This is a genomic window from Janthinobacterium sp. BJB301 (genome assembly GCF_002735685.1).
GTDB classification, from domain to species: Bacteria; Pseudomonadota; Gammaproteobacteria; order Burkholderiales; family Burkholderiaceae_D; genus Janthinobacterium; species Janthinobacterium lividum.
The window spans coordinates 2,148,020-2,167,560 of sequence record NZ_PDZJ01000001.1 but is presented as its reverse complement, the minus strand read 5'-3'; the positions used below and the strand labels follow the sequence as shown (position 1 = coordinate 2,167,560).

19 protein-coding genes are annotated in these 19,541 nt (G+C 64.9%); 4 read left to right on the top strand and 15 right to left on the bottom strand.

What is annotated here, in order from left to right:
* Positions 1-97 precede the first annotated feature (97 nt).
* The 15 genes from CSQ91_RS09525 to CSQ91_RS09455 form a co-directional block, all read right to left on the bottom strand.
* The gene (locus CSQ91_RS09525; protein WP_099388089.1) at positions 98-463 is read right to left on the bottom strand and encodes a YgiW/YdeI family stress tolerance OB fold protein; all 366 of its coding nucleotides are present in this window, start codon (positions 461-463) and stop codon (positions 98-100) included.
* A 27-nt stretch (positions 464-490) separates the two neighbouring features.
* Positions 491-1,063, bottom strand: a complete 573-nt coding sequence (locus tag CSQ91_RS09520) for a prepilin-type N-terminal cleavage/methylation domain-containing protein (protein WP_034781076.1) — start codon at positions 1,061-1,063, stop codon at positions 491-493.
* Between the two features lie 88 nt (positions 1,064-1,151).
* Positions 1,152-1,877, bottom strand: a complete 726-nt coding sequence (locus CSQ91_RS09515; RefSeq protein WP_099388088.1) for a hypothetical protein — start codon at positions 1,875-1,877, stop codon at positions 1,152-1,154.
* Positions 1,877-2,650 carry an ABC transporter permease subunit gene (locus tag CSQ91_RS09510; protein ID WP_180278386.1) on the bottom strand — a complete coding sequence of 258 codons (774 nt, stop codon included), beginning with the start codon at positions 2,648-2,650 and terminating at the stop codon, positions 1,877-1,879. Before CSQ91_RS09510 ends, CSQ91_RS09515 begins: the two co-directional genes overlap by 1 nt.
* Positions 2,650-3,360 (bottom strand): prepilin-type N-terminal cleavage/methylation domain-containing protein, encoded by a 711-nt coding sequence (locus tag CSQ91_RS09505; protein WP_070281979.1) that lies wholly within the window; start codon positions 3,358-3,360, stop codon positions 2,650-2,652. The genes CSQ91_RS09510 and CSQ91_RS09505 overlap by 1 nt, the downstream gene beginning before the upstream one ends.
* The gene (locus CSQ91_RS09500) at positions 3,357-4,091 is read right to left on the bottom strand and encodes a hypothetical protein (RefSeq protein WP_099388087.1); all 735 of its coding nucleotides are present in this window, start codon (positions 4,089-4,091) and stop codon (positions 3,357-3,359) included. The genes CSQ91_RS09505 and CSQ91_RS09500 overlap by 4 nt, the downstream gene beginning before the upstream one ends.
* Entirely contained in the window at positions 4,088-4,504 is a 417-nt protein-coding gene (locus CSQ91_RS09495) for a hypothetical protein (RefSeq protein ID WP_099388086.1), read from the bottom strand. Before CSQ91_RS09495 ends, CSQ91_RS09500 begins: the two co-directional genes overlap by 4 nt.
* A complete protein-coding gene (locus CSQ91_RS09490; RefSeq protein ID WP_244517382.1) occupies positions 4,501-5,172 on the bottom strand; it encodes a hypothetical protein in 672 nt (223 codons plus the stop codon). The genes CSQ91_RS09495 and CSQ91_RS09490 overlap by 4 nt, the downstream gene beginning before the upstream one ends.
* Complete coding sequence (locus CSQ91_RS09485; protein ID WP_070281980.1) at positions 5,169-6,731, bottom strand: hypothetical protein; 1,563 nt, start codon at positions 6,729-6,731, stop codon at positions 5,169-5,171. The genes CSQ91_RS09490 and CSQ91_RS09485 overlap by 4 nt, the downstream gene beginning before the upstream one ends.
* A gap of 21 nt (positions 6,732-6,752) precedes the next feature.
* Complete coding sequence (locus CSQ91_RS09480; protein ID WP_070256783.1) at positions 6,753-7,958, bottom strand: type II secretion system F family protein; 1,206 nt, start codon at positions 7,956-7,958, stop codon at positions 6,753-6,755.
* Positions 7,958-9,661, bottom strand: coding sequence for a GspE/PulE family protein (locus tag CSQ91_RS09475; RefSeq protein ID WP_099388085.1), 1,704 nt, complete (start codon positions 9,659-9,661; stop codon positions 7,958-7,960). Before CSQ91_RS09475 ends, CSQ91_RS09480 begins: the two co-directional genes overlap by 1 nt.
* 7 nt (positions 9,662-9,668) lie before the next feature.
* Positions 9,669-11,081 carry a tetratricopeptide repeat protein gene (locus CSQ91_RS09470; RefSeq protein WP_099388084.1) on the bottom strand — a complete coding sequence of 471 codons (1,413 nt, stop codon included), beginning with the start codon at positions 11,079-11,081 and terminating at the stop codon, positions 9,669-9,671.
* Entirely contained in the window at positions 11,078-13,042 is a 1,965-nt protein-coding gene (locus tag CSQ91_RS09465; protein WP_099388639.1) for a secretin N-terminal domain-containing protein, read from the bottom strand. The genes CSQ91_RS09470 and CSQ91_RS09465 overlap by 4 nt, the downstream gene beginning before the upstream one ends.
* Positions 13,043-13,148: 106 nt before the next feature.
* Positions 13,149-14,570 carry an ExeA family protein gene (locus CSQ91_RS09460; protein ID WP_257217272.1) on the bottom strand — a complete coding sequence of 474 codons (1,422 nt, stop codon included), beginning with the start codon at positions 14,568-14,570 and terminating at the stop codon, positions 13,149-13,151.
* Positions 14,567-15,295 carry an ABC transporter ATP-binding protein gene (locus CSQ91_RS09455; protein ID WP_099388082.1) on the bottom strand — a complete coding sequence of 243 codons (729 nt, stop codon included), beginning with the start codon at positions 15,293-15,295 and terminating at the stop codon, positions 14,567-14,569. The genes CSQ91_RS09460 and CSQ91_RS09455 overlap by 4 nt, the downstream gene beginning before the upstream one ends.
* Before the next feature lie 207 nt (positions 15,296-15,502).
* Between CSQ91_RS09455 and CSQ91_RS09450 the strand changes: the two genes are divergently transcribed.
* The 4 genes from CSQ91_RS09450 to CSQ91_RS29355 are packed head-to-tail and all read left to right on the top strand — an operon-like array spanning position 15,503 to position 19,500.
* Positions 15,503-17,206 carry a GspE/PulE family protein gene (locus tag CSQ91_RS09450; protein ID WP_034781098.1) on the top strand — a complete coding sequence of 568 codons (1,704 nt, stop codon included), beginning with the start codon at positions 15,503-15,505 and terminating at the stop codon, positions 17,204-17,206.
* 1 nt (position 17,207) lies between these two features.
* A complete protein-coding gene (locus tag CSQ91_RS09445) occupies positions 17,208-18,443 on the top strand; it encodes a type II secretion system F family protein (protein ID WP_034781100.1) in 1,236 nt (411 codons plus the stop codon).
* Positions 18,443-18,949 carry a type II secretion system protein gene (locus tag CSQ91_RS09440; protein ID WP_099388081.1) on the top strand — a complete coding sequence of 169 codons (507 nt, stop codon included), beginning with the start codon at positions 18,443-18,445 and terminating at the stop codon, positions 18,947-18,949. Before CSQ91_RS09445 ends, CSQ91_RS09440 begins: the two co-directional genes overlap by 1 nt.
* Positions 18,919-19,500 (top strand): type II secretion system protein, encoded by a 582-nt coding sequence (locus CSQ91_RS29355; RefSeq protein WP_306508612.1) that lies wholly within the window; start codon positions 18,919-18,921, stop codon positions 19,498-19,500. Before CSQ91_RS09440 ends, CSQ91_RS29355 begins: the two co-directional genes overlap by 31 nt.
* Positions 19,501-19,541 lie beyond the last annotated feature (41 nt).

The window sequence follows — 19,541 nt, the reverse complement described above, 5'->3', positions numbered from 1 at the left end:
TGACAAGCCTAGTTTCCGGCATGGAAAAAAGGTTGCGCAAGGCATACAGAAGAGGGGTAATGCCCATCCCGCCGTGGCGGCGGGATGGCAAGGCGGCTTACTGGACCAGGGTCAGCACGTCGACATCGATTTCCGGGCTTTCCATGAAGTCTTTTTCCACTTCACCGCGGATTTCCACCCGGGTCTTGGCATCGATCTTGCGGTTCATGAAGACCTTGTCGTCGATGTCCACGCGGATTTCCGCCGTACCATCGGAGAAGGTGTATTTCTCGTTGCCCACTTTGCGCAGCAAATGGCCGCGCAGCACGACGGCTTGGTCGTCGACGGGATTTTTCAGGATGGCCGCCACATTGCCGGGCGCGGCCGGGCCGGTCGTCGGTCCCACGTATTGGGCTTGCGCGCCACCGGCCAGCAAGGCGCAGGCGGCGGCCAGGGAAACGATGAGTTTGCGGTGCAGTGACATGGTATTCCTTTGATAGTGACTGGAGGCTCAGAAAAAGACGGCGGTGCGGGGAATGATAGCACCGGCATTACCGTAGGGCATGTTCGCCCGGACGCTGCCCGTGCTGGCCACGCCATCGTCGAGTTTGCTGTCGATCTGCTCCGCGTAGCTCTCCGGCAGGTTGTCGAAGCGGATGCCGTTGCCGGCGCGGCCGCCCACTTCGTCGTTGTACAGGTAGACGGCGCCGCCCTGGGCGCTGGTCATGAATTGCGAAGTGCCGTTGAACGAGCCGGTAATGAAGCCGCCCAGCGCCAGGTGCTGCGGCGCGAGAGTGAATTCGCGCGGCTGGCCATCGCCGATCTGGCCGTCGCCATTGCCATTGCCGGCCGAATTGGGCACGTGCACGGTGCCCTGGATATCGTCGCCGGGCAGGGCGCGGAACTTGTCCTGGTAGGCGTTGACGGCGGCCGTCAGCGCATTCGATTGCTGGATGATGTTTTTCACCTTGGCGCTGTCGATCAAGCCTTGCCCCTTGAGCACGCCACCGAGCAGCAAGCCGATGATGACCAGGACGATGGCGATTTCTACGAGCGTAAAGCCGTGCTGGCGGCGTGGGGGCATGGGGTTTCCTTGAAAAAAAAGTACGACAGCTTGAGATGGCAGTTTACTGCAATTGATGCCGGATGCGCATGGCCTTTCGGACAGCGGCTCATGGCGCCGCCCTTGCTTTCTTTTTGGCAAGCTCGTCGAGCCGACGCGCGAGGAAGGCCAGTTCGTGCGGGTCGCTGATCTGGCCGCTGGCGATCAGGCCGCCGATCACCAGGCGGGCGCCGTCGAGCTGGTCCATGTCTTCCAGGATGAACGCTTCCATTTCGCGCACCCACGCCGGCACATGCGGCCCCGTCGCCTGCTGGCGCAGCGCGCGCGCATAGCCGAGCGCCAGCGGCAAATCGTGCAACTGGTGTTTTGCCACCAGCACCGCCTGCGCCATGGCGGGCCAGCGGTGCTGCGGGTCGGCCGCAAAGCTGGCGGCGACAAAATTGAGCATGCGCCGCGCGCGCTGCGGGTCGGCTACCCCGGCATACACTTCGCTGGCGGCCACCAGCGCATACCGGCTGCGCGGATCGAGCGTTTGCGCCGTCTCCAGCCAGCCGGCCAGGCGGTCATAGTCGAGTTCGCGCCATGGCAGGCTGACGCCGGCCTGGTCTTCGAACGACTGCAGGTACAGCAGCATGGCCTTAGCCATGGCCAGCGGCTCGCCCAGGCTGGCCAGGCGCGCCACGCCATCCGGCGGCGCGGCGGGCAGCGGACGCGCCTGGGCGGGAGCATGCTGCTGCGCCAGGCGCCAGCCCAGCTGCAGCAGCAGGCATGCCGCCAGCAGCCAGCACAGGGGGCGCGGCACCTTGGACCAGGGACGCTGGGTGGTCGCCGCCATCAGATGTTCCTGCGGTAAAAGTCGCACAGCGCGCAGCTGGCCAGCAAGGCCACATAAATACAGGTTTGCGCCGCTACATTGGCCAGGGCTTGCCAGTCGCCCGTCGCGTACAGCAGCCACTCCGTGCGTGTAAAGGCGTCGAGGCGGGGCAGCAACAGGGCCAGCACATCGATGGCGCCGGTCATGGCGCGCTGCGGCCAGGAGTCGCCCGCTTGCGGGCCGTGGGCCAGCAGTTGCAGGCTGCCCAGCATGCGCGCCAGCAGATAGAAGCCGCCGGTGGCGGCCAGCGCAGGCAGGGCCTGCTGCAGGCTGGCCGCGCACAGCAGGCTGAAGGCGGCGACGATCCACAGTTCGCCCAGCAGCGACAGCGCCCACAGCGCGCATTGCCCGGGCGCGGCGAACAGCGCCATCAACATGCCGAAGAGTATGGCGGGTACGGCCGCCAGCGCTCCGTAGCCCAGCAGCTTGCCCAGCAGGTAGGCGGCGCGCGGCATGGGTAGCGCGAGCAGCAATTCCAGGCCCCGGTCGGCCGCTTCGCGCGCCATGCTGGTAATAATGAAAGTGGCCAGCAGGAAAATGCTGGCCAGGCGCAGGGTGGCCGCCAGCAGGGCCGCCTGCACGGCGCCGCTTTCCGTCAGCGCCAGTTGCTGCAGGAAGCCGGCCAGGGCGGCGGCGCCGCAGGCGGCCAGCAGGAACAGCCACGGCAGGCGGCTGCGCAGCGCTTCGAGCAGCGTGTAGCGGGCGATGGTGAGGGCGGGCAAGAGCATCGGCATCAGCGGGGCAGCCTTTGCGCCGCCACCATGCGGTTGAACAGGATGTTCGGCGACACCCAGGCGACGAGATCGTCGAACTCGCCGCCCGGCTGCTGCGGGCCGCTGGCGGCGCGGCTGATGAAGGTGGTGGCGTTCGATGCATTGTTGCGCTCGTCGACATTGTTGCCGAAAGGCACAGCCTGGCGCTGGCCCTGCACGCCCGTGGCGCCAAAACCGTTCTTGCCATGCGACATGATCATGGCGGGGATGTCGTTCAAGGCCGTCGCCTGCAGCAGGGCGCCGCCATTGCGCGTGACGATGCTGATGTCGCGCGGTGTGGTCAGATTGAAAAGCTGGCCGCTGTCGCTGAAGGCCGGCGTCACGCTGTAGCGGAACAGATGGTTCCAGCTGTCGCCCTGGCGCAGCCCCAGGGTGGCCCATGGCAGGAACCCGGCGCGTTTTTCGCCCGTGCAGCGCGTGCCGCGCCGGTCTTCCAGGCCACTCATGGCGGAGGCGGCGGGGCACGGCAGGTAGCCGTAGCGCAGCGCGTAGCCCGTCAGCGCTTCCTTCGCCTCATTCAGTGCCAGTTGCGTCTCGGCCACCTTGCGCTGCTCCAGCTGCACCGTCAATGGCGTGACCAGGCCGCCTATCATCAGGCCGACGATGACGAGCACGATGGCGATCTCGATCAGGGAAAAGCCGCTTTGGCGGCGCGCATGGCGGACGCTCATGGCAGGTTGCGCGCGGCGCGCATGCGTTGGTACAGGGCGGGCAAGGTAATCCAGGTCAGCATGTCGTCGAAGGCGCCGCCGGGCAGCGCGGCATTGCCGGTGGCGGGGCGGGCAATGAAACTGCGGCTGTCGCTGTCGTTGGCCGCTTCGTCGATATTGCCGCGCGCCGTATTGATCTGCGTCACGCCGCTGGCGGACGTGCCGTGATGCTCCTTGCCTTGCGAGAACAGTACGACGGGCAGGCATTGGGCGCTGACGTTGCATTGTGCCTGGCCCGCCACGAAGGCGAATTCGCCGCGCGCGCCGCGTTCGAGCACGACCCTGTTGGCGACAGCGGAAAACGAGACGATGGGCGCGCGCGCCATTTCCGGCGTGACGCTGTAGCGCAGCAGCTTGCCCCAGGCATCAACACCGTCCACGCCCAGCGCGACCCACGGCAAAAAGCCGCTGCATGCGGCATCGTCGGCACAGTCGGCTGCCCGTTCGCGCCCGTCGAGGGCGGAGGCGGCCGGACGTGGCAGCCGGCCTTGCGTGGCGGCAAAACCCAGCAAGGCTTCGCGCGCTTGCGCCAGGGTGGCCAGGGTGCGCTGCTGGCGTTCGGCCTCGCCCGTGCCGCGGCCGAAGGCGCTGATCAGCAGGCTGGCCGCGCCCAGGCCCAGCACGGCCACCAGCAGCAACAGGGCGGCGCCGCGCTGGCGACGAGGTTGGCAACGAGGGTGGCGTGGCGTCATGGCGGCGTCTCCTGCACCTCGGTGACCGTGCCGCTGGCCGGATCGTAGCGCTGGCCGGGTTTGAGCAGCACCACCTGGCCGTTCGACAGGCGCAGGGTCAATGTGCCGGGCTTGCCGTGGGCAAGGCGATTGTGCGGTTCGTTCTGCACTTCCTGGTTCAGCCAGACGGTGGAGTGGCCGCTGCTGCGCTGCACCACGCCATTCAATTCCACGGGCGGGGCGGGCGGTGGCGGCGGTGGTGGTGGCGCCGCCGCAGCCAGGGCGGGATCGGCTGGCGGCGGCCCGTAGCGCTGCGCGTCGAGCTGGGTGCGTTGCTCGGGCGACAGGAACACACGCCCCAGCTGCTGTGCCTGTGCATGGACAGTGAGCGCGGCGCCGGCCAGCAGCGCGCCAAGGATCAGGGTGCGTTTCATGGCCGCTCCTGCACGGGCACGCTGTTGACGGTCAGCCACAGCAGCTCGCATTCGGCGCCCAGGGCGGGCGCTGCCTGGCTGCCGGCCGCTCCGTGGCGCTTGAGCGTGCAATCCTGTACGGCGAAATAGCCGGCCTGGCGCAAATCGTCAAACAGGTTCAGCAAATCCATCTCATGCAGCAAATCCATCTGCAGGCGCATGCGGCTGCCGTGTAAATGATATTGCCCCATCTCCATGGGCAGCGGCACCTTCAGCGCTTGCTGCGGACTGATGTCATAGCTGATCGGCAGCAGTTTGCGCTGTTCCTGGCTGCGCCGGATGGCATCGATCCAGGCCAGGCGGTTTTCTTCGCCGATCAGGCCGCGCTGGCGCAGGGCCAGGAATTGCGGTTCGTAGGCGCGGATTTCCTGCTTTTCCGCTTCCACGTGGTTGAACAGTGTCGCCGCCGCCGCGCGCGTGTGCTGGGCCAGGTACAGCCGTTGCGCTTCGCGCGTGCGGTAGGCGGCGCTCAGACTGAGCAGCACTACGCTGGCCAGCAAGGTCAGGGCAAAGCACAGCAGGGCGCGGCGCACCAGGCGCAGTTCGCCCAGCCACGCGGGCAGGGTGCGCGCGGGCGTGGCAGCGCGCTGCATGCCGGGCAGGGGCGGCTGCTTGACGGGGCCGCTCATGGCTGCCACTCCAGCAAGAGGGTAAACCGGGCCTGGCTGTCCGGCGCTGGCGCGGCGCTCTTGCCGGACAGGGCCGCGCTGGGACGCAGGTCGAGCGGCGTTTCCTCGATCGTCACCTGCATGCGCGGCTGGCGCGCCAGGGTTTGCGCGAAGGCCGTGATGGCGGCCAGCGCGGCGCGGTAGTCATTGTTCGGCATGGCCACGTCCGCTTCCAGGCGCAGCGCCTGTGGCGGCGCGACCGGAATGCCGGCCATGGCGCTGCCGGGCGGCGAACTCGCAGCCTGCTGCTGCGGTGGCTGGCCGCCGGCCGCGCGCGCGGGCGCCCCGCCCGCATGCCAGTGCAGCTGGCCGAGCGCAACCTGCGGCGCCTGGTCCAGCGCGGCGCTCAGCATGCCCAGCAGGCGGCCCGGTTCCGGCGCCTGGCTGGCGATCATCTGGCCCAGGGTCACGGCCACTTTCATGTTCTGCGTCTTGGCCGGCGCCGGCGGCTGCGTCGACATGACGCTGCGGTAGCGTTCCTGGTAGGACGCCGTTTCCTGCGCCAGGCGCTGCGTGCCGGCTCCGTCGGCTATGCCGCCAAGCAGATTGATCACGCACCACAGGGCTGCTGACGCGCCGATCAGCGCGCTGGCGCCATACAGCGTCTTGCGCGCGCGCTGGAAGTGGTAGTAGCGGGCCAGCGCGCCGGGCGGATAGTGGCTGGATGGCGGATGCTTGCCCAGCAAGGTCAGCAGCAATTCGTCGGCCAGCGTCGGCGTCTGGCGCAAGCCGACCCGCCCGGCGGCCAGTTGCAGGTCGATGAAGTGGTAAGCCACTTCCACGCCGTTGTCGCACAATAATTCGAGCTTGGCGATCTGCGCGGCCGGCGCCAGGATGACGGTATTCAAGACGTCGCCGCGCGCCAGCATGCGTGTGCTGGTGAGAAATTGCCGCGTTTTTTCCGTTTCCAGCGCGATATTCACGGCCACGCCGTCGAGCGCGATGGTGGCCGTCTGGCGCGAAAAGCGCAGCTGGCCTTTTTCATAATAACTTTGCCGCAAGCCGCCCGACTGCTGCGTCACCAGCAGCAGGTGTTCGTGCGCGATCGACAGCTTTTTTACCAGCGCGATACTGAGCAGGCTGGTCGAATAGATGCCGGCCACGGGCACGCGCAAGTGCTCGAGCGCCTCCGTCCACGGCTGCAGCAAGCTTGGGTTGGTCAGGGCGAAAAACAGTACCTGGTCATCGTGGCGGCCCGTGCTTTCGCGGCCCAGCAGGGTGCTGCCCCGGTAGGGCGTGTCACGGTGCAATTGCTGCTTGCGCCGCTCGAGCAGGGCACGGCCCGCCTTGCCACGCACGTGGGGCAGCAGATGGCGCTGGAAATCTTCCTCGATCAAGTCCGTCAGCAGGTAGGCGGGCACGTCTTGCCGCTGTGCCTGCGGATCTTCCAGCCACGCGGCGAAACCGTCCAGCCCGGCCGCGCTGGCGGGGAAGGCCTGACCTGGGCCCAGCACGCCGTGGTTCCAGTCGTAGGCGTACAGGGTGTCGCTGGTGATGTAAAGTAATTGTTTGCGGAACACGGCGGCCTCAGGTCTCGAATCTCAAGTTTTGATCGTGCTGATGGTGTCGTAGATCGGCCCCAGTACCGACAGCATGATCCAGCCCAGCAGCAAGCCCAGGATGACCGTCATGGCCGGCTCGATCATGGCTTGCACTTTTTCAATCAATTCCTTCACTTCGCGGTTGTAAAAGTAGCTGACATTGCGCAAGGCCGTGTCCAGCGAACCCGTTGCCTCGCCCACCTTCAGCATGCGGATCACCAGCGGCGGGAAGATCCCCGTGTGCTGGAAGGCGGCGGTCACGCCGTAACCCTCGCCGATCAGCTGTGCGGCGCGGCGCAGGCCGGCCGCTACCACCTGGTTGCCGGCGATGCCTTCGGACAGGCGGATGCATTCGAGTATCGTGATGCCGGAGGCATACATCAGGGCAAAAAACGTGGCGAAGCGGGCCAGGATGATCTTGTGCAGCACGGGGCCGACCAGCCACAGCCGTAGCTTCAAGCCATCCCACGCATAACGGGCCGCCTCGCTGCGGCGGATGAGCGCGCGCAGGCCGAAAAACAGCAGCACGGGCAAGGCCAGCAGCAGATACCAGTAATCGATGAACACATTCGAGACAAAGATCAGCACGCGCGTATGCAGAGGCAGCTCGCCGCCCATGTTGCGAATGAATGCCGTCAGCTGGGGCACCAGATAGATCATCAGGAAAAACGTCACGGCCGCCACGACGATGGCCACGATGACGGGGTACATGACAATCTTGCGCGTCTGCGAGGCCAGCTCGTCCTGCCATTTCAAACTTTCCGACAGGTTCTTGAACACGTCGGCGATCCTGCCGCTCTGTTCGCCCGCCAGGATCAGGCTGGTGAATGTGGCGTCGAAGATGTCGCCATGCTGGGCCAGTGCGCCCGACAGGGGCAAGCCGCCCTCGATGCTTTCGATCAGATCCGTGACGACTTCGCGCAGGCGCGGGTGGTCCGTGCTTTCGCGCAAGTCGTTCAAGCCTTCCAGGATGGGCACGCCCGCGCCCGTCAATTGCTCCATGTGGAAGCAGAAATTAATCAGGTCGCGGCGGTGGATGATCCGCTTGCCCAGCAACACCAGGTACTGGCCCGTGATCTTGCAGTCGATCAAGTCGAGCTGCATGCGGTGCAGGCGCGCTTCCAGGTCCGGCACGTTGGCCGCCTCCATGCTGCCGGGAATCAATGCGCCGCTGGCATCCATGGCGCGGTAGACATATTGCGCCATCAGGCCAGCCTTTCCGTCAGGTCGACCACGCGGCCCACTTCTTCCAGTGTGGTCACGCCTTCGAGCACGCGGCGCATGCCGTCGTCGACGATGCCCTTGAAGCCGGCCGCGCGCGCCGCGTTCTTCAGTTCGCGGCTGCTGGCGCGACGCGCCGTCAACTCATCGAGTTCGGCCGTCATCTTGAGGATTTCCATGATTGCCAGGCGGCCCTTGTAGCCCTGATGCGCGCAGCGCTCGCAGCCCACGGCGCGGCAGATGGAGACGGGCGCCTCATCCGTGGCCAGGCCCAGCAGGCGGCGCTCGACGTTGTCGGCAATGACGGTTTCCTTGCAATGCGGACACAAACGCCGCACCAGGCGCTGCGCCACGATGCCGATGATGTTGCCGGCCATGATGTCGGGCAGGATGCCGATGTCGAGCAGGCGCGCGACGGAACCGATGGCCGAGCTCGTATGAAGGGTGGAATACACCTGGTGGCCCGTCATGGCGGCCGCAAAGGCCATTTCCGCCGTTTCGCGGTCGCGGATCTCGCCCACCAGGATGATGTCCGGGTCTTGCCGCATCATCGAGCGGATGCCGTCGGCAAAGCCCAGCTTGACGGATTCGTTGACGGAGGTCTGGCGTATCATGTTCATCGGATACTCGACCGGGTCCTCCAGGGTCATGATGTTGACGCTTTCCGTATTGATATGGTTGAGTATCGAATACAGGGTGGTGGTCTTGCCGCTGCCCGTCGGGCCCGTCACGAGGATCACGCCGTCGGGGCGCGCAATCATCAGTTTCAGCAAGTTCAGTTCCGCGTCGGCCAGGCCCAGGGCGTCCAGCGGGACGATGCCTTTTTGCCGGTCCAGCACGCGCAGCACGACGTTTTCGCCATGCGTGGTGGGCTGCGCCGAGGCGCGGAAGTCGATTTGCCGCCCGGAAAACTTGATGCTGATGCGGCCATCCTGCGGCGCGCGCGCCTCGGCGATATTCATGTTCGACATCACCTTCAGGCGCACGGCCATGGCCGGCCAGTACGATTTGTGCAGGCTGCGGATTTGCCGCAGGATGCCGTCGATGCGGTAGCGGATGCGCAGGAACGACTGTTCCGGCTCGAAATGGATGTCCGAGGCGCCGTTCTGCACGGCATCGGCCAGCAGCGCATCGATCAGGCGCGCCATGGGCTGGCTGTACTCGTCCGATGGCGAGGCCATGCTTTGATAGCTGACTTCGCCCGTTTCGATTTCGTGCAGGATGCCGTCGATCGACAGCTCGAAACCATAGTACTGGTCGATGGCGCGCGAAATGTCCGATTCGTTGACGAGTACGGTGGAAATCGTGATGCCCTTGACCAGCATGGCGCTGATCTGGTCGAGCGCCACGATGTTGCTCGTGTCGGCCATGGCCAGGATCAGGTTGTCCGCCTGCCGTTCATACACGATGGGAAACACGCGGTAGCGCTTGGCCACATCCTTTGGGATCAGTTTCAGGGCGATGGCGTCGACCACCAGGCTGGACAGATCCGCGCTGACCTGTTTCAGGTTTTCGCTGAGGGCCTCGCGCACGGTGGCTTCCGTCACAAAACCCAGGGTGATCAGCAGCTTGCCCAGCGGTTCGCTGCTGCGCCGCTGCTCGATCAGGGCGATGCGCAGCTGGTCTTCGCTGATCACGCCTTTCTGGATCAGCAGCTTGCCGAGGGGAAGTTTTGCCTGTTCTGCCATGTGATGCTTATTCCTGACGGGGTGTGATGATGGCCGGCTCGGCCGCTGCCGCGGGGGACGCCAGTTCGCGCAAACGCGTTTGCACGACGGCCTGGTCGAAGGCGGCGGGCGTCGTTTGCGCCAGGGTCAGGGCGCGCTGGTAATACGTGGCGGCCAGCCGGGGCTGGTTCAGCCGGTCCAGGCCCACGGCCAGGTTGAACGCATAGTCGGGATTGCCGGGCGCGGCGCCGTAGGCGCGGAAAAATTGCTGTTGCGCTTCGTTCCAGCGGCGCTGCTTGGCGTACACATTGCCCAATGCAAACAGCACGGGGGCGCTGTCGGGGCTGCGCGCCAGGATGGCTTTCAATTTTGCCTCGCTGAGCGCCACGTCGCCCTGGCGCAGCCCGATCAGGCCGGCCAGCGCCTCGCCATCGTCGGGATTGATTTCCAGTAAACGCACGTACAGCGCCGCCGCCTGCGCGCCCTGGTGCTCGCGCAAGGCCACGGCAGCCAGACCCAGCAGCGCGTCGCGGTTGGTGGCATCCTGCTGCAACACGGTTTCATATTGCTGACGAGCAGAGCCCAGCTGGCCCCCGTTGAAGGCTTGGTAGGCTTGCTGCACGCCGGGGTTGATTTGCGGCGCGGCGACACTGCGCTGCACCTGGATCTGGCTATTGTCGGGCGCCGCCACGGGCGGCAGGCTGGGCGGTGCGGGCGGTGCCATCTGCGCCAGCTGCGCCGCCACGGCGGCCTGGGCCGCCGCCTGTATCATCGCCTGCTGCTCCGCAGCACCTGTTTGCTGGCGCGTGTCGCGCGGATAGTCTGGCGGCAGTGCGGCGGGCGTCATGGCCTCGGGCGGCGCGGCACCCGTTGCCGGCAGCACCAGCACGGGACCGGCAACGCCGGTTGTGCCCGGAGCGTCCGTCAGCGGCATGGGCACGCCGGGCAGGTTGGCGCCCGCGCCGGGGCTGGTGCTGGCGCGCCAGTACCAATATCCCATGGAACCTGCCACCACCAGCAATATCGCCAGCAGCACGGCCAGGCGCACGGTGGCCGGATCGACGCTGATGGGGCCCGTGGGGCCTTTCGCCGGCGGATTGCTGCGGCTGGCGCGTGGCCTGGCCTGCGGCGGTTCGGGGCGAGGGGGCTGCTGCGGACTTGGCTGCGCGCCTTGCTGCGCAGCTGGCTGTGGATCTGGCTGGGCCGCATTCTGCGCCGGTTGCGGCGCGGGCGCGTCCGCCAGCGGTTCCAGGCGCAAGGTGCTTGGCGGCTGCACGGTCGATGGCGCTGGCGCTGGCGCGGGACGGGGCGGCAGGGCGTCGGCCGGCGCCAGTTCCAGTACCTGGTCGTAGGCTTCGGACGGCTTTTCCAGCTCCTCGTCGGAAAGGCTGTTCTGTTTGGCGCGCTCGGCCTTCTTGAGCGCCTGCATCAGCAAACTCATGGGAAGTCTCCCTGCAGGCGCGCCTGCGGCCGGACGGCCGGCGCCGGCGGGCCATCCGTGTATGGCTGGCTGTTGAGCGGCGTCTGGCCGGGCAGCAGGTAGCGGTAGTCGCGGTAATCGCCCTCGACGCTGGCATCCTTGACCACCACGGGGCGCATGAAGATCACCAGCTCCGTCTTGCTGCTTGCCTCATTGCGATAGGTAAACAGATTGCCCACGATTGGCAGGCTGGACAGGCCAGGCACGCCATCCTTGGCGTTGTCGACGGAATCCTGCATCAGGCCGCCCATCACGGCGATCTGGCCATTGCCCACTTTCATGATCGATTCCAGCTCGCGCGCCTGGATCACGGGCACGCGGCTGATCACGCTGGCGAGGGCCGGATTCGGGTCTTGCACATAGCCCACGATGCGCGTGATGGTGGGGCGCACGTTCAGGGTGACTTCATCGCTGTCGGAAATCTGCGGCGTGACGCTCATGACGAAGCCGACGGGCACCGTTTCCAGTTTCGACTCATAGGTGGCCGGCGTGGTGATGGTGCCTGTCGAGCTGATCACGGCAGGCGTCACCTTGATGGTAAAGAAGACATTGTTGTCGACCACTTTCAGCATGGCCGTTTGATTGTTCAGTACGCTGATCTTCGGACTGGACAGCACTTTCACCTTGCCGAACGATTCGAGCAGCTGGATGGTGGTGGAAAAACTGTCTTTCAGATAATTGAGCAGGAAGATGCCGGGCGTGGCGTTCGGCGTGACGCCGCTGGACAGGGCCGCCGTGCCCACTTGTCCCTGGCGCAGCTGCAGGCTGCCCGTCAGGCGCGCCCAGTTGATGCCTTGCTGGTATTCATTGCTCAGGCGCACTTCAATGATGGTTGCCTCGATCAGCACTTGCCGCTTGGCGCTGTGCAACACGGCGTCGAGGAATTCCGCGATCTTTTCATGCTGGCGCCCCGTGGCCCGCACGGCGATCAAGCCGCCTTCCACATTCACGACGACGGACGAGGGGCTGCCCTTGTTGGCCAGTTTTAACAGCGGCATGCCGTTCGCGTCCAGCGGCTGGCCAGGCGTGGCGTTCTGGCTGGTCCCCTGCTGGCCCGGAGCAGATTGACTTCCATTCGGATTGCCATTCTGGTTGCCATACTGCATCGGCGGCTGGGCGCCGTACTGGCCAGTCGCACCGGCGGCAGGGACGTTGCCGGCCTGGTTCTGCTGCTGTCCTTGCTGCCCTGGCTGGCCGGGCATGGTCGTCAATTGCTGGTTCAGCTGCGCCAGCGGGTCCACCTGCACGTCGTTGAGCGTGGTTTCGCGCAGCAGGTCGCGGATATTCTTTTCCAGGCTGTACCAGAAATTATTTTCCGAACGATTCACGACCAGGGTGGTCGAATTGTTATTGCCGCTGCCGCCACTGCCCTGCGTGTTGCCAACGGGGTTGCTGGCATTGTTCGACCCGCCGCCTGCCGTGGAAATTTGCGTGGCGATATTCACGCTGCTGTTGGTGCTGCGCGCCATGTTGACGTAATCGACCTTGTAATTGCGCCATACGGGCGCGTCGGGCAACACCGTCAGGTTCTTGCCATCGATTTCGTAGCGCATGTCGACTTGCTTGCCGATGCGCGCCAGCAGTTGCGGCAGGGTCTGGTTCAGCGCATTCAGGGTGACGCTGCCTTCGATCTGCGGGTGGATATCGATATTCATGCCCGCGTCGCGCGCCAGGGCAAACAGCAGCGATTGCACGGGCACCTTGTGCACGGTGACGCTGTAGGTTTCCATTTTGGGCGCCGGCAGGGGCGCTGCCAGTGCGCTGCTTTGCTGCACAGGTTCGGGAATGACGCCGGCCGGGAGGGGCGCGGCATTGATGTGGACAGGCGACAGCGGCGTTTGATGCGTGGCGCAGCCGGACAGCATGGTGCTGCAGGCGAGGGCGACCCAGGAGGCCAGCACAGGAATAGGGTGTTGATTCATGAAAAGTTCGCCCTTGAAGTCGTGTTGTGCTTTTGTAATTTTACCCAGCATGATCGCCTAAAAGCAATCGCTGTGCGTGCCCGGGAGGCAATATACCGAAATAAAGTCAGGGGGCGCCACGCCTTGTTTGTGGCGGCGCTGCGGCTTTCATTTCCGTGCGGATACTATCTATGTCTCTCAGCAATATTTTCTGCGGCGACGTGGGCGCCAGCCTGGCCCACACGGCTTCGGCGCTGGCCCGGTCGGCGAAGCTGCCGTAGGCGATGACCAGGCGCGCGGCGGCGTTTGAGGGGGCTGCGTCAGACAGACGAAACACGTGGAGGTCGTGCAGGCCGATGGCTTGCTGCGCCTGCTGCAGGAAGCTTTCCGCCGCGGCCTTTTCGGTGGCGGGCAGGCTGGCAATTTGCAGCACCAGTTGCTGCGGCCTTTGCTTTGCCAGCCAGTCGCGCGATTCGGCCAGCTTGCTGTCGAGCAGCGTGGGCTGCAATGGCGGCGGCGTGCGCGCAACGGTTGCCTGGAGCGCGCTTGCGGCTGCGTCGGCGGGCGCGGTGCGGCGCATCTGATCCTGGTTGCTCGTCAGCCATTGCCACAGCAGAGCAAAGGCCAGCAGCAGCATCAGCGCGCTCAAGACGCCCGCCAGCAGCTTGCCCGCATGCCAGGGCGGACGGTGGAAGGGGCTGTCGGCAATGGCCAGGCGCACGTGGCGCGCGCTGATGTCCTGCGCATCGTCCGCAAACGCGGCCAGCAAGGACTTGTCGGCCAGGATATTGACCCTGCGCACGATGCCCTGCGCGGCGCGCGCCAGCTGGCGCAGCGCGGCTGGCGTGAAGAGCAGCGGCGCCGTGCGGCCGGCGGCGGCCAGGCGGCATGCCAGGTAGTCGTCCAGCAAGGACTTCGGCAGGCGCGGCACGGTGAAACTGTGGGTGATGCGTTCCTTCAATTGGCGGTACTGGGGCAAGTCCAGCGTCTGCTGCAATTCCGGCTGGCCAAACAGGACGATCTGCAGCAGCTTGTGGCTGGCCGTTTCCAAATTCGTCAGCAGGCGCAGCGCTTCCAGGGTGGCGCCCGGCATGGCTTGCGCCTCCTCTGCCAGCAGCACCACCTGGCGTCCCGCCGCATGCCGGGCGATCAGCTCGCCGTGCAGGGCGTGCAGCACGGCGTCGGCGCGGCATCCGTCCAGCGCCAGGCCCAGCTCGGCGGCGATGGCGTGCAGGACGTCATCCGGTTCCAGGCGGGGATTGAGCAGATACAGCACGTCGACCTGGGGCGGCAGGCGTTCGGCCAGCATGCGGCACAGCATGGTCTTGCCGCTGCCCACTTCGCCCGTCAGCTTGATGATGCCTTCGCCTTGCGTGACGGCATACAGCAGCGCATCGAGCAGTTCGCCCCGGGTATTGCCCGCGTAAAAGAAGGCCGGGTCCGGCGTGATGCCGAACGGTGCCGTGCGCAAGTCGAAATGGCGCAGATACATGCCGTGCGGGGAGGGGGCGTAAGGCCGTCCGGGCGGCGCGGAGAGCGGGGCGTTCATGCCGCGATGCAATTGAGGAAAGCCTGTTCCAGGCTGGCGTCGGTCACGCCGCCATGCCGTGCGCGGCATTCGGCTGGCGTGCCCGTAAATACGATGCGGCCCGCATGCAGGATGGCCATGCGGTCGCACAATTCTTCCACGTCGGCCAGCGCATGCGAGGTGAGCAGCGCGCCGCGGCCCTGCGCGCGCGCTTGCCGCAGCACTTGCTTGAACTGTGCGCGCGCCTTTGGATCGAGTCCGCTCATCGGTTCGTCCAGCACCAGTTGCGGCTTGCCCGACAGCAAGCAGGCGGCCAGCCCCAGTTTCTGCATCATGCCTTTCGAATAATCGCGCGCGGGGCGCAGCAAGGCGTCCGGCGCCAGGTCCAGCGCGTCCAGGGCTTGCTGCTCGGCGTGCGCATCGGGGCGCACATTATGCAGGCGCGCCAGGTAGCGCAGGAAGTCGCCGCCCGTCAGGTAATACGGCGCCTGGAAACGTTCCGGCAGAAAACACAGGGGCTGGCGCGCCGCGCCGTGGCGGTGCGCCTGGCCGAAAATGGCGATCTCGCCCCGCTCCGGCATGCAAAAGTCGAGCAGGCATTTCAGCAGGGAAGTCTTGCCCGCGCCATTCACGCCGACCAGGCCGAACAGTTCCCCCGCGCGCACCTGCAGATCGACGCCGCGCAGCACGGCGCTGCCCGCCAATTGCAGATGCACGTTGTGGAACTCGATGGCGCAGGCGTTCATAGGGGTAATAGTCGGCAGCAAGACGGGGAATGACCCCCATTATTGCCATGGGCGCAGGTGGGCGGCAAGTGTTTCCTTGCAGAGTGTTGAAATGCGCAAAAATCAAACGATGGAATATATTTTCTTTAAGAAACAACAGGTTCTGGAATAAAATACTCCCGCGCGCCGCTGGCGTGCAGCGTCTGAAGAATTTGTCGAGGAGCAAGCATGGCAAGGCCAGAGAAAGTCCGGCTCGGTGAAATTTTGGTGCAGCAGAAATTGCTGACGGAAGAACAGTTGGGCCAAGCCTTGACGGAACAGAAGCGTTCGGGACGCAAGCTGGGCCGTGTTTTTGTCGAGCACGGCTTCGTCACGGAAGAGCAGATTTCTGGCGCGCTGGCGCGCCAGCTCGACATTCCCTACATCAATCTGAAGTTTTTCAACATCAATCCCGAACTGGTGCGGCTGCTGCCGGAAACCCAGGCGCGGCGCTTCCGCGCGCTGGTGCTGGAAGACCGCCGCGAAGGCTTGCTGGTCGGCATGTCCGATCCGACCGACCTGTTTGCGTACGATGAAATCTCGCGTCTGGTCAAGCGCCATATCGAGCTCGCTGTCGTCAATGAAACGGAAGTGCTGGCCGCCATCGACCGCATCTATCGCCGTACGGAAGATATCTCCACCCTGACGCGCGAGCTGGAGCAGGACCTGGGCGACGTTTCCGTCGACTTCGGCGCACTGGCCGCCAATCCGGGCCTGGAAGAGGCGCCCATCGTCAAGCTGCTGCAATCCGTGTTCGAGGATGCCACGCAGGTGCGCGCCTCGGACATCCACATCGAGCCGCAGGAAGGCCGGCTGCAGATCCGCTTCCGCATCGACGGCGTGCTGCACCTGCAGACGGAAGCGGACAGCAAGATCGCCAGTTCGCTGGCGCTGCGCCTGAAGCTGATGTCGGACCTCGACATTTCCGAAAAACGCCTGCCGCAGGATGGCCGCTTCGCCATCCGCGTGAAAAACCAGCGCATCGACGTGCGTATTTCCACCATGCCGACGCAGTACGGCGAATCGGTGGTGATGCGCTTGCTGAATCAGGGCGGCACGACCTTGCGCCTGGACGCCATCGGCATGCCGCCTGCGCTGGTGGCGCAGTTCCGCGCCATCGTCAGCCGTCCGAACGGCCTCGTGCTGGTGACGGGGCCGACCGGCAGCGGCAAGACGACGACTTTGTACTGCGCCTTGTCCGAGCTCAATTCCGTGGAAAAAAAGCTCATCACGGTGGAAGACCCCGTCGAGTACCGCTTGCCCGGCATTAACCAGGTGCAAGTCAACGACAAGATCGAGCTGAACTTCGCGCGCGTGCTGCGTTCGGCCTTGCGGCAGGATCCCGACATCGTGCTGGTGGGCGAGATGCGCGACCAGGAGACGGCGCAGATCGGCTTGCGCGCCGCCATGACGGGTCACTTGGTGCTGTCGACCCTGCATACCAACGACGCCATCAGCACGCCGCTGCGCCTGATGGACATGGGCGTGCCCCGCTACATGGTGGGCAGCTCGCTGCAAGCCGTGCTGGCGCAGCGCCTGGTGCGCGTGATCTGCGAAAGCTGCAGCACGCCGTACGCGCCCACGCCGAACGAATACGAATGGCTGCGCCTGGAACTGGGCGAGCTGGTCGAGCGCAACCAGTATTTCCACGGCAAGGGCTGCTCGCATTGCAACGGCATGGGGTACCGGGGCCGCACGGGCGTGTACGAATTGCTGGAAATCACGCGCGCCGTGGCCGACGCCGCCAACCATGCCGATCCTTCGCACTTCATGAAGGTGGCGACGGCGCAGATGGCGGGCGAAACCCTGCGCCGCCACGCCGTGCAGCTGGTGGTGCAGGGCCGTACGACGGTGATGGAAGCGATGCGCATCAGCAACCAGAGCGAGGATTGAGGTGCCGTTTTTCTCCTACAAGGCGCGCAGCGCCAGTGGCGAACTGCTGACCGGCGTGATGGAAGGCGCCGACAGCGGCGCCGTGGCCGACCAGTTGATGGCGGGCGGCAGCACGCCCGTCGACATCAGCGCCACCAGGCAGACGGTGACGAAGGCCGGCGCCAACCAGCTGGGCTGGTGGGCCAGGCTGACCGAGAAAAAAGTCACCCCCATGGATGTGCAGCTGTTCAGCCGCCAGCTGTACACCCTGCTCAAGGCGGGCGTGCCCATCATGCGCGGCCTGGCCGGCTTGCAGGAGTCTGCCATCAGTCCCGCGTTCGGGCGCATCATCAAGGATGTGCGCGAGTCGCTCGACGCGGGCCGCGAACTGTCGGCCGCCATGGCGCGCCATCCCGCCATCTTCACGCCGTTTTATCTGTCGATGGTGCGCGTGGGCGAAATGACGGGGCGCCTCGATGAAGTATTCCTGCGCCTGTTCGACCACCTGGAATTCGACCGCGACATGCGTGCGCGCGTGAAAACGGCGACGCGCTACCCGACCTTCGTCGTCTTTGCCATGCTGGCCGCCATGGTGGTGGTGAATATCTTCGTCATTCCCCAGTTCGAGAAGGTGTTCGCCAGTTTCCATGCGGAACTGCCCTTGATGACGCGCATCCTGATCGGCACCTCGCGCTTTACGGTGACGTACTGGCCCATCTTGCTGATGCTGGGCGTGGGTGGCTTTTTCGGCTGGCGCGCCTGGCTGCGCACGAAAGAGGGTCTGTATAAATGGGACCGCGCCAAGCTGCGCCTGCCGATCGCCGGCAAGATCATCCTGAAAGGCACGATGGCCCGCTTCGCGCGCAGTTTTGCCCTGTCGAGCACCAGCGGCGTGCCCATCGTGCAGGCCCTGACGGTGGTATCGCAAACGGTCGACAACACGTATCTGAGCGCGCGCGTGGAGCAGATGCGCGACGGCGTCGAGCGGGGCGAAAGCATCCTGCGCACCTCGGTGGCGGCCGGCGTGTTTACGCCCGTGGTTCTGCAGATGATCGCCGTGGGCGAGGAATCCGGTTCGCTCGACGACCTGATGGACGAGATCGCCGACATGTACGAGCGCGAGGTCGATTACGAGCTGAAGACCCTGTCGGCGCAGATCGAGCCGATACTGATCGTCTTCCTCGGCGCCATGGTGCTGGTGCTGGCGCTGGGCATCTTCCTGCCGATCTGGGACCTGGGCCGGGCGGCCCTGCACTGATGAGAAAACCGCTCCGCCAGCGCGGTTTCACCCTGTTCGAACTGGCGGTGGTGGCGGGCGTGTTTGCCATCCTGATGGCGGTATTCCTGAACCGGGTCAGCTATTACCAGCAACAGGCGCAGCAGGTGGCCGTGGCGCAGATGCTCGGCGTCTTGCGCACCAGTTTGCGGGTGCAGGTGCTGCAGTTGTATCTGGCGGACCGGCGCGACAGGATGCCGGCGCTGGCGCGGCAAAACCCGTTCGACTGGCTGGCCGACAAGCCGGCCAACTACCTGGGCGAGTTCGTGCAGGCGGACCTTGCAAAATTACCAACAGGGAATTGGTTGTACGACAAAAAAGATCAAAAAATCATCTATTTGTTTAGTAAAGGCAATATTTTTCCCACTACAGGGGTTGATGCAGTGAAATTTAAGGTAACCTTGCCGGGTGCAGACGCCGATCTTGACAAGCTCGCCCAGGAGCCCGATATCGTGGTGTGGAAAGCGCCGGAATCGGCAGCAAACTGACGCGCTTCCTGGTCCGGTGCAGCGACAGTTTCATGGCGTTGGTTTTGAAGTTTTTTTATTTGATTTTGGAGAAAGCAAGAATGAACAAGTCTTTACGTAGTATGAAAAGCGGCGCCCAGGCAGGTTTTACCCTGATCGAATTGATCGTCGTCATCGTCATCCTCGGCATCCTGGCCGCGACGGCGATTCCTAAATTTATCGACATGTCGACCGATGCGCGCGTGGCAAAGATGCAGGCGGCTGCTGGCGCCATCAAGGCGGGTGCGGCGCTGTACCATGCGCAGTGGCTGGTCGGCGGCGCGGTTGCCGATGCTTCAGGTGTTACTAGCGCGAAGATGGAAGGCAAGGACATCGCAGGTATTTATGGCTATCCAACTGTTGATACCATCATCGTGGCCGCAGGCCTGACCGACCCTGATTACAAGTTCTCGGGTGGTGTCGTGACACCCGATGGTACGCGCTCGGGCTGCTCGGTTTCCTATGTTGCTCCGACCAAGGCAGGCGACGCGCCGACCATCACGGTCGCGGCAACCGTGGATACCTGCAAGTAATAGTTGTAGACTCTGCAAGGAAAGTCAGGCCACGTCCGGCC